This window comes from Microtetraspora sp. AC03309 (assembly GCF_020826795.1).
GTDB classification, from domain to species: domain Bacteria; phylum Actinomycetota; class Actinomycetes; order Streptosporangiales; family Streptosporangiaceae; genus Microtetraspora; species Microtetraspora glauca.
Genome location: NZ_JADDIL010000049.1, coordinates 38,921 through 53,470 on the forward strand (window position 1 = coordinate 38,921; position 14,550 = coordinate 53,470).

At 71.2% G+C, this 14,550-nt stretch carries 15 protein-coding genes and 1 pseudogene; 7 read left to right on the top strand and 9 right to left on the bottom strand.

Annotated elements, in window-relative coordinates; all coding sequences use genetic code 11:
• The first annotated feature begins 28 nt into the window (after nucleotides 1-28).
• The 7 genes from IMZ11_RS26160 (at nucleotide 29) to IMZ11_RS26190 (ending at nucleotide 7,314) form a co-directional block, all read left to right on the top strand.
• Entirely contained in the window at nucleotides 29-1,855 is a 1,827-nt protein-coding gene (locus IMZ11_RS26160; protein ID WP_228645054.1) for an iron ABC transporter permease, read from the top strand.
• Nucleotides 1,856-2,950 carry an ABC transporter ATP-binding protein gene (locus IMZ11_RS26165; protein ID WP_228645055.1) on the top strand — a complete coding sequence of 365 codons (1,095 nt, stop codon included), beginning with the start codon at nucleotides 1,856-1,858 and terminating at the stop codon, nucleotides 2,948-2,950. It begins immediately after the preceding gene.
• The gene (locus IMZ11_RS26170; RefSeq protein ID WP_228645057.1) at nucleotides 2,947-3,711 is read left to right on the top strand and encodes an HAD family hydrolase; all 765 of its coding nucleotides are present in this window, start codon (nucleotides 2,947-2,949) and stop codon (nucleotides 3,709-3,711) included. Before IMZ11_RS26165 ends, IMZ11_RS26170 begins: the two co-directional genes overlap by 4 nt.
• Complete coding sequence (locus IMZ11_RS26175; RefSeq protein WP_228645058.1) at nucleotides 3,702-4,502, top strand: inositol monophosphatase family protein; 801 nt, start codon at nucleotides 3,702-3,704, stop codon at nucleotides 4,500-4,502. The genes IMZ11_RS26170 and IMZ11_RS26175 overlap by 10 nt, the downstream gene beginning before the upstream one ends.
• Entirely contained in the window at nucleotides 4,499-5,275 is a 777-nt protein-coding gene (locus IMZ11_RS26180; protein ID WP_228645059.1) for an HAD family hydrolase, read from the top strand. The genes IMZ11_RS26175 and IMZ11_RS26180 overlap by 4 nt, the downstream gene beginning before the upstream one ends.
• Nucleotides 5,276-5,550: 275 nt before the next feature.
• Nucleotides 5,551-6,327, top strand: a complete 777-nt coding sequence (locus tag IMZ11_RS26185) for a nuclease-related domain-containing protein (protein ID WP_228645060.1) — start codon at nucleotides 5,551-5,553, stop codon at nucleotides 6,325-6,327.
• A gap of 108 nt (nucleotides 6,328-6,435) precedes the next feature.
• Nucleotides 6,436-7,314 (top strand): alpha/beta fold hydrolase, encoded by an 879-nt coding sequence (locus IMZ11_RS26190; RefSeq protein ID WP_228645062.1) that lies wholly within the window; start codon nucleotides 6,436-6,438, stop codon nucleotides 7,312-7,314.
• Here IMZ11_RS26190 and IMZ11_RS26195 read toward each other — a convergent pair.
• The 9 genes and pseudogenes from IMZ11_RS26195 to IMZ11_RS26235 form a co-directional block, all read right to left on the bottom strand.
• Nucleotides 7,303-7,569, bottom strand: a complete 267-nt coding sequence (locus tag IMZ11_RS26195; RefSeq protein WP_228645063.1) for a hypothetical protein — start codon at nucleotides 7,567-7,569, stop codon at nucleotides 7,303-7,305. The genes IMZ11_RS26190 and IMZ11_RS26195 overlap by 12 nt on opposite strands.
• An 83-nt stretch (nucleotides 7,570-7,652) precedes the next feature.
• Entirely contained in the window at nucleotides 7,653-8,669 is a 1,017-nt protein-coding gene (locus IMZ11_RS26200; RefSeq protein WP_228645065.1) for an urease accessory protein UreD, read from the bottom strand.
• A complete protein-coding gene (gene ureG, locus IMZ11_RS26205) occupies nucleotides 8,651-9,280 on the bottom strand; it encodes an urease accessory protein UreG (RefSeq protein WP_228645066.1) in 630 nt (209 codons plus the stop codon). The genes IMZ11_RS26200 and ureG overlap by 19 nt, the downstream gene beginning before the upstream one ends.
• A gap of 43 nt (nucleotides 9,281-9,323) precedes the next feature.
• Nucleotides 9,324-10,016 carry an urease accessory protein UreF gene (locus tag IMZ11_RS26210; RefSeq protein ID WP_228645068.1) on the bottom strand — a complete coding sequence of 231 codons (693 nt, stop codon included), beginning with the start codon at nucleotides 10,014-10,016 and terminating at the stop codon, nucleotides 9,324-9,326.
• Nucleotides 10,013-11,737 (bottom strand): urease subunit alpha, encoded by a 1,725-nt coding sequence (gene ureC, locus IMZ11_RS26215; RefSeq protein WP_228645070.1) that lies wholly within the window; start codon nucleotides 11,735-11,737, stop codon nucleotides 10,013-10,015. Before ureC ends, IMZ11_RS26210 begins: the two co-directional genes overlap by 4 nt.
• 263 nt (nucleotides 11,738-12,000) lie before the next feature.
• Nucleotides 12,001-12,285 (bottom strand): annotated as a pseudogene (locus IMZ11_RS46765) (urease subunit beta); the annotation flags it as partial.
• A gap of 66 nt (nucleotides 12,286-12,351) precedes the next feature.
• Nucleotides 12,352-13,122 carry a hypothetical protein gene (locus tag IMZ11_RS26225; protein ID WP_228645074.1) on the bottom strand — a complete coding sequence of 257 codons (771 nt, stop codon included), beginning with the start codon at nucleotides 13,120-13,122 and terminating at the stop codon, nucleotides 12,352-12,354.
• Between the two features lie 2 nt (nucleotides 13,123-13,124).
• Complete coding sequence (locus tag IMZ11_RS26230) at nucleotides 13,125-13,430, bottom strand: urease subunit gamma (protein WP_228645075.1); 306 nt, start codon at nucleotides 13,428-13,430, stop codon at nucleotides 13,125-13,127.
• A 40-nt stretch (nucleotides 13,431-13,470) separates the two neighbouring features.
• Nucleotides 13,471-14,433: an urea transporter gene (locus IMZ11_RS26235; protein ID WP_228645077.1), complete on the bottom strand. Its 963-nt coding sequence runs from the start codon at nucleotides 14,431-14,433 to the stop codon at nucleotides 13,471-13,473.
• Nucleotides 14,434-14,550 lie beyond the last annotated feature (117 nt).

The following is a 14,550-nucleotide window of genomic DNA, read 5'->3' on the forward strand; positions in this document are numbered from 1 at the left end:
TGGAACCATCCCCCCGAAGGAAATCCCCATGGCAGTTCTCACCAAGGCGGAAGCACCGCCACCCCCGCCGGGACGGCGCAGGCTGCTGTACCGGCTCCAGGTTCTGCGCCATGATCCGACCGCCGCGCTCGGCCTGATCCTGGTCGTCGTCCTCGGCTACCTCGTCGTGGCGCCGCTGGTCGCGGTGCTCTCCGACTCGGCCCGGCTGCAGTACGGCGACGAGATCCACGCCGGTCAGCGTCCCGGAGAATGGACCGGCTACTACCTCTGGCGGGTGTTCCGCTCGCAGATCAGCGGCCTGCTGTTCTGGGAGCCGCTGCTCAACACGCTGGTGGTCTCCGTCGGGACCACGTTGTTCGCGCTCATCGTCGGCGGAGGCATGGCCTGGCTCGTGACCAGGACGAACGTGCCGGGCCGCAAATGGCTGGCCGGCGCGCTCGTGGTGCCGTACATGCTGCCGTCGTGGACGTTCTCCCTGGCCTGGCTGACGCTGTTCAAGAACGAGCGCGCCGCCGGCCAGGTCGGGATCCTGCAGTCCGTGGGCATCAGGACGCCCGACTGGCTCGCCTACGGCCCGCTGCCGATCATCGTCACCCTGGGGCTGCACTACTACCCGTTCGTGCTGCTCCTGGTCGGCAACGCGCTGCGCCGCATCGACGTCCAGCTGGAGGACTCGGCCCGCATCCTCGGCGCCCCGCAGCGGACCGTCATCCGGCGGATCGTGGTGCCGCTGATGCTCCCCGCGCTCTCGTCCGCGGTGCTGTTGGTCATCGGCCGGGTGCTAGGCACGTTCGGCACGCCGTACGTGCTGGGACTGCCGGCGGACTACCGGGTGTTGTCCACCGGGCTGTTCCAGTCGATCAGGGACCGCAGCACCGGCGTCGCCTCGGTGATCGCGATGGTGATCGTCGCCATCGGCATTCTGATCGTCCTGGCCGACACCCGGATGATGCGCGAGCACCGCCGGTTCGTCACCGTGGGCGGCAAGGGCGCGATGGACCGGCTGGGCGACCTGCGCCGCTGGCGCTGGCCCGCGTTCGCGCTCGGCGTGGTCGTCTTCGTGGTGAGCGTGCTGGTCCCCGTGCTCACCCTGCTGCTGTCCACGGTCACCCGCACGCCACTGGACCTGTCCACGTTCACGCTGGACTACTGGCTGGCCGAGCGGCTGCCCGGCGCGGTCGGCTTCCCGCACGGCGTGTTCCGCGGATCCGAACTGTGGGCGGCGGCCTGGAACTCGCTGCGCATCGTCGGCCTCGCCTCGATCATCTGCGCCGTCCTCGGCCTGCTGATCGGATACGTCGTGGTGCGCGGGACGGCGCCGCGCGTCGCCGCCTTCCTCCGCCAGGTCTCGTTCCTTCCCTACCTCATCCCCGGCATCGCGTTCGCGGCGGCCTCGCTGTCCCTGTTCGCCGTCGCCAGGGGTCCGATCCCCGCGTTGTACGGCACCACGTTCCTGCTGATCCTGGTGATGGCGGTGACGCACCTGCCGTACAGCTCACGCTCGGGCATCGCGGCGATGACGCAGCTCGGCCGTGAGCCGGAGGAGGCCGCGCAGATCGCGGGCGCGTCCTGGTGGCAACGCATGAGCAGGATCGTCTTCCCGATCCAGAAGGGCGCCCTCGTCACCGGGATCATCCTGCCGTTCGTCTCCGGTCTCAAGGAGCTCAGCATCGTGATCATGCTGACCACCACCGGGACCCAGCTGCTCACGACCCTCTCCATCGGGCTCGTGGACTACGGATACACCCAGCTCGCCAACGCGGTCGTGCTCGTGATCGCCTTGGTGTCCTTCACCATGACCTACCTGACCCAGCGGCTGACCAACAGCAGCCTGGCGTCCGGCCTGGGAGGATAGATGCCGAACATCACCTTGAGCGGAGTCGCCAAGAGCTACGGCGGCCACGAGTACGCCGTCAGGAACCTCGACCTGACCATTCCGGACGGCGCCTTCATGTGCCTTCTCGGTCCCTCCGGCTGCGGCAAGACCACCACCCTGCGGATGATCGCCGGGCTGGAGCAGCCGACCGCCGGCACCATCGCGGTCGGCGACCGGATCCTCGACTCCGTCGAACTCGGCCGCTATGTCCCGCCGGAGAAGCGCGGCATGGGGCTGGTCTTCCAGAACTACGCCCTCTGGCCGCACCTGTCGATCCGCGAGAACGTCGAGTTCGGGCTGCGTATGCGCAAGGTGCCCGGCCCCGAGCGGCGGGCCAGGGCGGAGGAGGCGCTGCGGATGGTCCACGTGGACGCCGCGATGGACCGCTATCCCTCCCAGCTCTCCGGCGGCCAGCAGCAGCGCGTCGCACTGGCCAGGATGCTGGCGATCAACCCCGAGGTGCTGCTGCTCGACGAGCCGCTGTCCAACCTCGACGCGCAGCTGCGGCTGGAGATGCGCGCCGAGCTCAAGCGCATCCACGAGGAGTCGGGCGCGACCATCGTCTTCGTCACCCACGACCAGCTCGAGGCGCTGACGATGGCGACGGACATCGCGGTCATGAACCAGGGCGAGCTGCAGCAGCTCGCCGCTCCGATGGACATGTACGACCGGCCGGCCAACCGGTTCGTCGCCGAGTTCGTCGGCAGCCCTCCCATGGCCATCGTGGACACCGGCCCCGAGCCGGGCGGGCTGGCCGGCTCGCTGCTCCGGCATGTCGCCGCGCGGGCGGAGTGCGTCCCCGCCGCCGTCGGCATCCGGCCCGAGGCGATCCGGTTCGGCCCGCCTCCGGCGGGAGCCTGGCATGAGGAGGCGACGGTCGAGGCCGTGCTCCCCGCCGGGTCGTCCTGGACCGTACGGCTCCGCATCCTGGACACGGACCTGTACGCCGTCTCCTACACGCCGGTCGACTCCGCCCCCGGGGACACGGTGACCTGCTGGACCGAGCGGATGCACCTGTTCGACGCGGACGGCGCCCGGATCGCCGCCTGGGACGAGGCGGGGGTGGCCGCGTGATCCGGCCGAAGGCGCTGCTCCTGGACTTCGGCGGCGTGATCGTCGAGACCGCGAGGCGACCGGAGTGGGCGGCGGAGCTCGCCGCCGAAGTACACGGCATGCTGACCCGGGCGGGCTTCGAGGAGCTCGGCGTCGAGGACGTCGAGAGCGACATCCAGGCGGCCGCCCGTGCCGACAAGTACTGGAAGGACTCCACCTCGCGGCAGTTCGACCCGGAGGAGATGACACACAGCCGGTACTGGGCCGACTTCGTCGCCGGCGACTGGCCCGTCCAGGCGCGTTCCCTGGTGACGGCCGAGGCGACACCGCTCTGCCGTCGGATGGGCGAGCTGCGCAGCGACCGCAAGACGCGTCCCGTGATGGAGGAACTGCTGGCCGCCTGCTGGGCCAACGGCGTCGTGCCCGGCGTGGTGAGCAACGCCCTGTGCGGGGCCGTGCACCGCGACTACATGGCCGCGACCGGCCTCGACCGCCAGGTGGCGGTGCAGGTCTACAGCGACGAGGTCGGTGTGCGCAAACCCAACCCGGAGATGATCTGGATCGCCTGCCGGGCCCTGGGCGTGGACCCCGCGGAGGTCTGGTACGTCGGCGACAACTACGACAGGGACGTGGTCTGCGGAGCCCGCGCCAAGGTCGGAGCCACCGTGCTCATGGCGTCCCGGAGCACGGACAAGATTCCCTACAAGGTACGGCAGCGCCCTCAGGCGATCGTCGAGGACCCGCGCGGCCTGCTGGAACTCCTGGAGGAGACATGGATCTGAGCATCTCGCGTGACCTGGCCGCCATCGCGGTGGAAGCGGCCAGGTCGGTCGGTGACCAGCTCAGGAAGGCGTTCAGGTCCCGCCCCGCCGTACAGACGAAGCGCGACTTCCACGACCCGGTCACCGAGCACGACAAGGCGGCGGAGGAGCGCATCCGCGAGGTCCTGACCCGGCTGTGCCCGGACAGCGTCATCGTGGGGGAGGAGGGCGGCACCCACGGAGAGGGCACCATCCGCTGGTACGTCGACCCCATCGACGGCACCGCGAACTTCGCCGCCGGCCTGCCGTTCTTCTGCACGTCCATCGGGGCGGTGGTCGACGACGAGGTGGTGGCGGGCACCATCTACGACCCAGTGAGCGGCGACGAGTTCACCGCCTCTCTCGAAGGCGCGTTCTGCAACGGCGAGGCGATCCGCAGCAGGGGCGCGCGCACCGACCGCGAGGCGGTGCTGCTGTCGAGCTTCCCCACCCCGCGCGACCTCGCCGCCGAAGGCGACGCCGCGCTGCACCGCTTCGCCCGGATGGTCGACGCGTTCGCGACCACCCGCCGCCCGGGGAGCGCCGCGCTGAAGCTCGCCCACGTCGCCGCCGGCTGGTCCGACGTGGCCTACGGCACCCACGTCAACGCCTGGGACGTGGCCGCGGGCTCGCTCCTGGTCGAGCGGGCCGGAGGCGTGTTCATCCCACTGTCCGGCAGCGTCTTCGTCCCCGGCGGCTACCTCGCCTGCGTGGGCGGGTTCGACCTCGCGGGCTCCGTGATGGCGGAGATCTCCACGAGGAGGGCCTCGTGATCCGCTGGATCGTCACCGACCTGGACGGCACGCTCGTCGGGCGCGACCTGGCCATGGTCCCCGAGAGCGGGGACGCGTTGCGCCGGTTCATGGCGGTGGGCGGCGAGGTGATCGTCGCCACCGGCCGGATGGAGTCGTCGGCCCGCCGCTACGTCGAGGAGCTGGGGCTGACCAGCCCGGCGATCCTCTACAACGGGGCGCGGACCGTGGATCTCGGCTCGGGGGCCGTGCTGCGCTCGCGCGCCCTGCCGGTGGACGCGTGGAAGTCCCTGATCGGCATGTTCGACGAGCTTCCTGAGGGCGTCTACCCCGTGGCGTTCACCGGGGGCGAGGCGCTGGCCGTGCACGACGTGCCCGAGTTGCGGGACTACGCGCGGCGGGACGGGGTCGCGCTGCGCGACCCCGGTGACTGGGCGGCGCTGCCGCCCGGTGAGATCACCAAGTGCATGCTGATCGGCGCCGCCCCGGTCGAGGTCGAGCTGCCGGGGACGGTCGTCCTGCGGTCCGAGGCGACCTACCTCGAGGTGCTGCCCGAGGGGGCGACGAAGGGCACCGCGCTGCGCGAGCTCGCCGCGTCGCGCGGGGTGCCGATGGAGCAGATCGCGGCCATCGGTGACAACCCCAACGACCTGGACATGATCGCGGCGGCCGGACTGGGTGCCGCGGTCGGGGACGGCCATCCGGACGTCCGCGCGGCGGCCGGTGTCGTGGTGGGCGCCTGCGCGGACGGCGCGGTAGCCGATCTCGTCGAGCTCGTCATGGCGGCACGGTGAGCGGGCCGGTGAGCGGGCACGGTGAGCGGGCACGGTGACCGGGCCGGTGACCGGGCCGGGGGGAGTGGGTGACGGGCGCCTCGGGCTGCTGAGCCGCGGTTCGTGTCAGGCGGTGCCGATGGTGTTGCGCTGAGCGATGTGTCCGCTGTTGAGGGATACGACATAGTGCGTGTGGCTTTGCCGGTTTAATTCACTAACCTGGCTCAATCATCGGAGATCTACCGGGTATTGCGTGATCAAGCGCTTTTCTCCCACCTCACCTTCGGGGGTGCCTGGTGCCCGGAAAATCGATCTATGTCGAACAGGATGAGAAGTTCCAGGGAAGTTCCCCTCAGTGGTGGTACGAGCAGTTCTGGATCGAGGCGCGTCCCTCCCGGGTACGGCGGCGCCGCTGGATCGCCGGCGTCGGCGCCGTGGCCGGGCTCCTGCTGGCGATGCGGTTCGCGCTCTCCCCGGTCCTGATGGCCCCGCTCGGCGCCGCCGTCGCCGCCGGAGGCGACCTGCTCCTCGTCTGGTGGGACCACGAGTCGACCGCCGTATGGAGGGGCAAGCGCCGCGGCGAGGTGCGCACCGGCAAGCTCCTCCGCCGCGGTCTGCGCCGACGCGGCTACAACGTGCTGGACGGCCGTGCCGTACCGGGTGAGACGTCGATCGACCACCTCGTGATCGGGCCGGGCGGGGTGTGGCTCGTGGACAACGAGGCATGGGGTCCCGACGTCTACATCGCCCGATACGGCGACAAGCTCTTCTTCGAGGAGAAGTCGGGAAGCTCGGTGGCCAAGGGGCTGACCGACGCGGCGGCCACCATGTCGGAGTTGCTGTCCCGCGAGTCGGGCGTGGAGGTGACCGTCCGGCCGCTGCTCGCGGTGCACGGCGGCAAGCTCTTCACCCCCGGCGGGCCGCGCGGGGTGGTCGTCGCCGAGGGGCTCATCCTCGCCTATCCCCGGGTGGCGCCCCGCGTCGTCCTCGCGGGAGGAGACGCGGGCTACGACGCGAGGCAGGTCGAGACGCTCACCCGTACCGCCGCCCGGATCCTGCGCCGCGTCTTCTGACGCTGTCCTGCCGCTGTTCCGGCGCTGTTCCGGTGCGGTGCGCGGACGCCTGCCGCGGGAGGGAAAACCGGTTGGGCGGGCGGCTCCGAAGACCTACGATGGCGCGTCGTGAGTCATGGAGTGTGCCCGCCGGACCTGCTCGGCGTGACGGAACTGCCCGATGGACGGACGCTGGGATGGGCGCAGTGGGGAGCGCCGGACGGGACGCCGGTGCTGTTCTTCTCCGGCGCGGCGATGGGGCGGAGCCTCGGATTCGGCGCTGACGTGCTCGGCCGGCTCGGAGTGCGGCTGATCGCGGTGGACCGTCCGGGGCTCGGCGCCTCCGGCCCCCGTCCGGGCCGGACGCTGGACGACTGGGCCTCCGACGTCGCGCACCTGGCCGAGCGGCTGGACCTGCCGGATTTCGGGATCGTCGGCTTCTCCCAGGGCGCGCCGTTCGCGCTGGCCTGCGCGGCGGCGGGCCTGCCGAAGGCCGTGGCCGTGGTCTCGGGGCAGGACGACCTGACCCATCCGGCCTTCGCCGAACTGCTCGACCCGGGTGTGGCGGGCCTGCTCCACGCCGTGGCCGCCGATCCGGAGGGGTTCGAGGCGACGTTCGCCCAGGACGCCGACGCGGAGATGATGTGGCGGCTGGTCATCGGGACGAGCTCCGACGCCGATCTCGCGGTGTACACCGAACCAGCCTTCGCGGCGGCCTACCGCACGGCGCTGGAGGAGGGCTTCCGGCAGGGACCGGCGGGCTACGTCCGCGACCTCGTGCTGGCCTTCGGCCGCTGGCCGTTCGACCCGGCACTGATCGCCGTTCCGGTGGACCTCTGGTACGGCGGGCACGACACCAGCACCGTCCACTCGCCAGACCACGGAGCGGAGATGTCGCACCGGGTCCCCGCCTCGCGCAGGCACCTGCTGCCCGAGGCGGGCGGATCGCTGCTGTGGACCCACGCCGAGGAGATCCTGGCGTCCCTCCTGGACACGTTACGGCGCTGAAGCGCCGGCGTCGTCGTCCGGCTCGTCGTCCGGCGCGTCGCTCGCCGCCAGCCGGTCGAAGATCTCGATCGCGGCCTGCCGCACCTCGTCGGGCGTGATGCCGTCGAGGGCGACGCGGGCCTGGTCGATGTCGCGCGCGGTGGCGCAGCTGATCGCCACCGACGTTGCCGCCGCCTGGTGCAGCGATCCGGGCGGCGCGTTGTCCGCCATCTCCCTGGCACTCGTGGCGACGTCGAGGTTGTCTCTGGGGTTCACGGCTCTCCTCAGACTGTAGGCGGCTCAGGTCATTGTCGGGTATGCGTGCGGTGCCGGACATGCAAGCGGCCGAAGTGCGCCGCTCAGTGCTTTCGAGGCTCGGGCGCGGGCACGCCGATGATGAGCCGGCGTGCGGCGTCCCACGCGGCGCGCAGCGCGTGGTTGACCTGCGGTGACTCCTGCCCCAGGACGCGGATCCATGCGCCGCGCTCCCCGGGCAGCACGCTGGCGCCGCCGCGCAATCCGGTGCGCGTGATCAGCGGGGCGAGGGCGTGGTGCAGCGTGTCGGCCACCTCGGACGCCGGGACCGCTCCGGTCACGACGAACAGCGAGGCCATCACCCCGGCGCCGCCGAACACGGCGGGCCCGGTCACCCCGGCGTCGCCGGGCACCAGCCGTACGGTGTCGGCGAAGATCGGCTCACCGTCCGGCCCGGCCACCTCCAGGTCGCCGCAGAAGGCCGCGTACGCGTGCCGCTCGCCGTGCGCCAGGCGGCCCGCGAGCAGCGTCTCGCCGATCACGACCGTGGCCGACGGGTCGGCCGTGACCTCGATCCGCTGGTAGTAGCGGGAGTCCACGTACGGGATGGTCGCGTCGGGCAGGTACTCCAGATAGCTGTCCGGACCGGCGGTGAGGCGGACGAGCTGCGTGGCGTAGTCCTGCTCCATCCGATAGATCTTGGTGGCGGCCTGGGTGGTCAGGTGGACGGCCGTCCCCGGGCCGCACGCGACGTCCGTCCGGTAGCGGTCGCCCTGCAGGATCCCCCCACCGGACGACAGCAGCAGGACGTACGCCATGTCCGGCCGCAGCGGGTCGTAATAGTGCGGCCGCATGATCTGCAGCGGTGATTTCTGGAAGTGCCCGGACAGCTCGGTACGCCGTACGGACCGGGTGAACGCCAGATCGAGCACGCCCACCTTGCCGGGGCTTCCCACCGGCAGGGTGTCGGGGACCTGCGCGTACCGCGTGACGGCCTCCGGGATCCCGGAGACCGTGTACCACTCGGGAGCCAGCCGATCCACGGGATCCGCTGGATCCGCCGGGTCCACGGGGTCCGCCGGGGGCGTGTGGTCCGGGGTCTCTACCGTGCCGGTGAACACGCCACCGCCATGCGCTCCTCGACGAAGTCGGCGACCTCCGGTACGCCGGTCCCGGTCAGGCAGTCGGTCAGGATGACCGGCCGCTCGCCGCGCACGTCGTGCGCCGCCCCCTCCATGACCGCCAGGTCCGCCCGCACGTACTTCGCGATGTCGATCTTGTTGATGACGAGCAGGTCCGAGTCGGTGATGCCGGGGCCGCGCTTGCGCGGCATCTTGTCGCCCTCGGCCGTGTCCAGCACGAAGACGAAGACATCGGTGAGCGCCGGGCTGAACGTCAGCGTCAGGTTGTCGCCGCCGCTCTCGTACAGGAGCACGTCGATGTCGGGGAAACGGTCGAGCAACTCGGCGCCGGCGGCGAGGTTCATCGTCGGGTCGTCGCGCACCGCCGTGTGCGGGCAGGCGCCGGTCTCCACGCCGACGACCCGCTCGGGGGCGAGGATCCCGGCGAGCACCCGGCGGACGTGCTGGGCGTCCTCCTGGGTGTAGATGTCGTTGGTGATGACGCCGGGCCGGTGGCCCCGCTCGGTCAGGATCGGCACCAGTGCCTCGATCAGGGCGGTCTTGCCGGAGCCCACCGGCCCGCCGATGCCTACCTTGAACACGTTCTGCATGGAGTCTTCCTTGTTCGTGCGTGCCGGGTGGTGAACGAGCCGGTCAGGTGGTGAACAGGCGGGCCGCCGCCCGCTCGTGCGCGGCGGACGCGGCGTCGGCGGCCGGGGTGGAGCTGTGGATGTCGCGCGGAACGCGGGCCGCGAGGGCCACCCGCGCCGCGTGCCCGATCTCGTCCCGCACGCAGTACAGGATCGACTGGGCCTGGCGGAAGTCGATCCGCCCGAGCCGTACGGCGGCGCTCGCCACGCCGGACGCGAACGAGAAGAGGTCACCGGTGACGGCGTTCTCGACGCTCACTCCGGAAGCGGCGTGCAGCGCGCCGACCACGACCGCGTGGTTGCCCGGCGTGGCCTTCGCGCGGACCAGATCCGACAGCCGGTCGGGCACCGGCCCGCCGAAGACCAGGCAGGCGGTGTCGAGCACCTGCCGCCCGGTCCTGGTGGCGGCCGCGCGGATCTCGCGGTTGAGCTTGACCGCGTGCAGCCGCCGGTCGGCCGCGACCAGCGCGTCCCAGTCGCCGCCGGTGACGGCCCGGTGCGCGAGGACCAGCGCCCTGCCGTCGCCGGGCCCGGCCGAGTGGCGGAGCAGGTCCACCAGGTAGGCGGTGACGTCCACCGGACCTTCCTGAACGAACCCCTCCAGGCCGTACGACAGCGTGTACCGGCCGCTCGGGAACGCCGAGTCGGTCAGCTGGAGCTGGGCCAGCAGCGGCCCCGGGTCCGTTCGCACGCTCACGCCAGGAAGAACAGCTGGGTGAGCGGCAGCGTCCGGGCCGGCTCGATCGTGGCGTGCTCTCCGTCCACCGTGACCTTGTACGTCTCCGGATCCACCCGGATCTCCGGCAGGGCGTTGTTGCGGATCATGTGCTGCTTGGTGACCGTGCGGGTGTTCCGGACGGGGCGGATGATGCGCTGCAGGCCCAGCTTCTCCGGGACGCCCGCCGCGATGGCCGCCTGCGACATGAAGGTGACGTTCGTCTTCGGCAGGGCCCGGCCGTAGGCCGCGAACGTGGGCCGGAAGTAGACCGGCTGCGGAGTGGGCAGCGAGGCGTTCGGGTCGCCCATCTGGGACCAGATGATCATCCCACCCTTGATCACGATGTACGGCTTGGCGGCGAAGGACGTCATCGGCCAGATCACGATGTCGGCGATCTTGCCGTCCTCCAGGGAGCCGATCGCGTCCGCCACGCCCGTGGTACGGGCCGGGTTGATGGTGAGCTTCGCCAGGTAGCGCAGCACCCGGAAGTTGTCGTTGCGCTCGGAGTCCTCCGGCAGCCTGCCGCGCCGCTCCTTGCAGAGATGGGCGACCTGGAACGCCCGGGTGAAGGTCTCGCCGATCCGGCCCATCGCCTGGGAGTCGGACGAGACCATGCTGATCACGCCCAGGTCGTGCATCACGGTCTCGGCGGCGATCGTCTCGGCGCGTACGCGGCTGTCGGCGAAGGCCACGTCCTCCGGCACGTCGTGGCTGAGGTGGTGGCAGACCATCACCATGTCGAGCAGTTCGTCGACCGAGTTCACCGTGTAGGGCAGCGTCGGATTGGTCGACGAGGGCAGCACGTTCGGCTCACCGGTGACGCGGAGCAGGTCGGGGGCGTGCCCGCCGCCGGCGCCCTCGCTGTGGAACGTGTGGATCGCCCGCCCGTTGAAGGCGTCGATCGAGTCCTCGACGAAGCCGCTCTCGTTGAGGCTGTCGGTGTGGATCGCGATCTGGATGTCGTACTCGTCGGCGACGCGCAGGGAGGTGTCGATGACGGCGGGCGTCGTCCCCCAGTCCTCGTGGACCTTCAGCGCGCACGCCCCGGCGAGGATCTGCTCGGTGAGCGGTCCGGGGAGGCTGCTGTTGCCCTTGCCCATCAGGCCGATGTTGATCGGCAGCGACTCGAACGACTGGAGCATGGCGCCGATGGCCCACGGGCCCGGCGTGCAGGTGGTGCCCCGGCTGCCGTCCGAGGGGCCGACGCCGCCGGCGATCAGCGTGGTGATGCCGTTGCTGAGCGCGGCCTCGACCTGCAGTGGGGAGAGCAGGTGGACGTGCGGGTCGATCGCGCCCGCTGTGGCGATCATGTGCTCGCCGGAGAGTACCTCGGTGCCCGGCCCGATGATGAGCCGCCGGTCCACGCCGTTCTGGGTGTGCGGGTTCCCCGACTTGCCGATCCCGGCGATCAGGCCGTCCTTGATGCCGATGTCCCCCTTGACCACGCCGAGGATCGGGTCGATGACCACCACGTTGGTGATCACCATGTCGAGGGCGACGGTCGAGTTGGTCGAGGCGGGGTCTGCGGCCATGCCGTCGCGGACGGTCTTGCCGCCGCCGTACACGGCCTCGTCGCCGTAGCAACCGGCGTTGTGGTCCTTCTCCACCTCGACGACGAGGTTGGTGTCCGCGAGCCGGAACCGGTCGCCGACCGTGGGGCCGAACATGTCGGCGTACTGCCGGCGGCTCATGGTGGTCATCAGGACTCTCCCTTCTTGGTGGTCCGGGGCTTGGCCGCCCTCTTCGGTTTCTCGGGTGTCTCTGCCGCCTTGGCCGCCTTGGTGGGTTTGGTGGGTTTGGCGGGCTTTTCGGCCTTCGCCGGCTTCCCGGGTTTCTCGGCCTTCGCCGGCTTTCCCGGCTGCTCGGCCTGCGCCGCCATGACCGGCTGCACGACCTCTCCGGTGTCGGTGAAGCCGAAGGCCCGCAGCTTCATCAGGGCGACGGCGTGGGTCCGCCCCGAGCGGATGGACCCGTTGACCAGGCCGCCGAAGCCCACCAGGCGCAGGCCGCCGCCGTACTCGACGAGGGGCACCTCACGCGTGTCGCCCGGTTCGAGGCGGACCGCGGTGCCCGCCGGGATGTCCAGGCGCATGCCGAAGGCCGCGTCCCGGTCGAAGGCGAGCGCCCGGTTGGCCTCGAAGAAGTGATAGTGCGAGCAGACCTGGACGGCCCGGTCCCCGGTGTTCCGCACGGTCAGGGTCGTCTTCCTGCGGCCCACGTTGATCTCGATGGGCTCGTCGCCGTACAGGTATCTCTCGCCGTGCGGCAGGCGCTCGTGCGCGTCGGCTCGTGCTTTGGTCGCCATGGCTCCCTCTCAGTGGCCGTGGTTGCGGTCGTGGTGGTGGTGCTCGTGCCGGCCGGACGGCGCGGCGGCGAGGCCGTCGTCGCGATGCTCGGCCCATCGGTGCTCGGCGGCGGCGACCCGCCGCCCGACCAGTTCCTCCAGGGCGACGGGGGAGAGCAGCGGGCCCGACCCGGTCGCGTCCTCGGGTACGACGGGCTCGACGAACGAGGCCGGGACGACGACCACGTGCCGGGCGCCGAGCAGGCGGCATCGGGTCACGCCCTCCGCCACGTCCGGATCCCCGCCGATCAGCGCGACCTCGACCCAGCGACACCCGCTGTGCTGCCGGGCGAGCCGGGCCACCCGGAACAGCTCGGCGTCCTCCGCGGCGGACGCCGCCGGCGCGGCGACCAGGATCGCCCGCTCCTCCGGCTCCGGTACGGCGACCCGCCCGGCCGCGGCCCGGATCCACCCGACCAAGTGGTCCGCCGTGGCGAGGGCGGGCGCCAGCAGCAGCTCACCCGGCTCGCGGCCACGGCTGTTCCAGCGAAGCACCTGCGCGACGTCGTCGACGAGCCCGGCGTCCCGTCCCAGGGTCATCGGGACGACGACGGCCGGCCGGCGGGTCAGCGCGTGTAGCCCCGAGCCGACTCCGGTGACGGTCTCCCGGCAGAGCCCGCGCAGTGCGCTGCCGTACCCGCTCTCGTGCCCTCCCACGAGCACGACCTCACGCGTCACCCTCACCGCCGCCGCCGTCTCCGCCGCGCCCTCGGTCGCCGCCCGGGTCCGGACCGCCGACACGCTCAGCCGCCGACGGGGTCGTGGCAGGAGACCAGCTTGGTGCCGTCCGGGAAGGTCGTCTCGATCTGCATGAGCGGGAGCATCTCGCGCACGCCGTCCATCACATCCTCGGGGCCGACCACGTGCTTGCCCAGCTCCATGCAGTCGGCGACGCTCTTGCCGTCGCGCGCGGCCTCCAGGATCGCCGCGCTGACCAGAGCCACCGTCTCGCCGTAGTTCAGCTTCAGCCCGCGTTGCCTGCGCTTGGCGGCCAGGTCGGCCACGACGTAGATCAGCAGCTTGTCGATCTCGCGCGGTGTGAGGTTCATGGGTTTCCCTTTCTTGCGCGGTTCCTCCACCCGGCCCGGGTCATGTCCGGCGAAGCCGGGACAGCACCGGTACGGCGGCGAGGAACACCCAGGTGACGAGGACGAACGGCCAGGTGAGCGTGTGGCCGCCGAACGGCAGGAAGAAGTTGGTGATGGCCGCGGTCAGGGCGGTGGCCGAGGCCGCGCCGATCACCGCGTACAGGACGCCGAGCGGCGACAGGACGACGAAGACGCCGCAGAGCGCCATCGCCGTCAGGACGGCGTTGTAGCCGTACAGTCCGGCGGCGACGTGGGCGGCGGGTGCGCCCAGGGCCCAGGCGACGAACATGCCGAGCAGGCTGGAGAGGACCGCGGCCGCCGCGGCGACCCGGCTCGCCACCAGCAGCCCGACCAGGAAGATGAGGCCGACGTACCACTTGTCCTGGAAGAAGATCTGGCCGATCCCCCGGAACATGCCCTGCCAGACGTCGTTCCAGGACAGCGCGACGGGGCCGTGCGCGGCGGACGGCGGCGCCGGCCCGATCCTGCCCCGCGCCACATACTGGAAGGAGAAGGCGGCGAGCAGCATGACGGTCGTGATCACGCAGAACGGCGCGGTGAGGGTCGGCAGGTTGTACGGCGTCAGCACGCCGTTCAGCGCCGACGTGAGCACGCTTCCGCCGATGCTCCCGCCGATGGTCAGCAGCATGGTCACCCAGCTCGTCCCGAAGTACAGGACGAAGGCCACGCCGATGAGCGTGCCGGGGAAGCCTTCCAGCCCGAGCCTGATCCGGTCCGGCGCGGCGCCGAACACGTACGCGGTGAGCGTGGCCACCCCCGAGCCGAGCAGGCCGAACATCCCGTACTGCCAGCCGCCGACGAACAGGGCGACGATGAAGAGGACGCCGGTCCAGTAGCTGGCCATGAAGTCGACCTGACCGACACCCCTGATCACGGGAAGCAGCGCGACCAGCGGTGGGCGTCGCATGGCTTCGGCGAGCGGGTGCGGGGTCGCGGGTGTCAAGGAGTGGCCTCTCCCAGAACGAGGACATGCCGTGGTGAGGGCGTGCTTCTCGCCGGCTTATTTCCGCGCGGCCGTCGCCGGACGCGTGCCTGGGCGATGAAGGGACCGGCTACGGAG

What these genes read in the sequence shown, in the direction of transcription:
- IMZ11_RS26160 (WP_228645054.1), top strand. Translation starts at nt 29, where the DNA reads ATGGCAGTTCTCACCAAGGCGGAAGCACCGCCACCCCCGCCGGGACGG.
- IMZ11_RS26165 (WP_228645055.1), top strand. Translation starts at nt 1,856, where the DNA reads ATGCCGAACATCACCTTGAGCGGAGTCGCCAAGAGCTACGGCGGCCAC.
- IMZ11_RS26175 (WP_228645058.1), top strand. Translation starts at nt 3,702, where the DNA reads ATGGATCTGAGCATCTCGCGTGACCTGGCCGCCATCGCGGTGGAAGCG.
- ureG (WP_228645066.1), bottom strand. Translation starts at nt 9,280, where the DNA reads ATGCAGAACGTGTTCAAGGTAGGCATCGGCGGGCCGGTGGGCTCCGGC.
- ureC (WP_228645070.1), bottom strand. Translation starts at nt 11,737, where the DNA reads ATGACCACCATGAGCCGCCGGCAGTACGCCGACATGTTCGGCCCCACG.
- IMZ11_RS26230 (WP_228645075.1), bottom strand. Translation starts at nt 13,430, where the DNA reads ATGAACCTCACACCGCGCGAGATCGACAAGCTGCTGATCTACGTCGTG.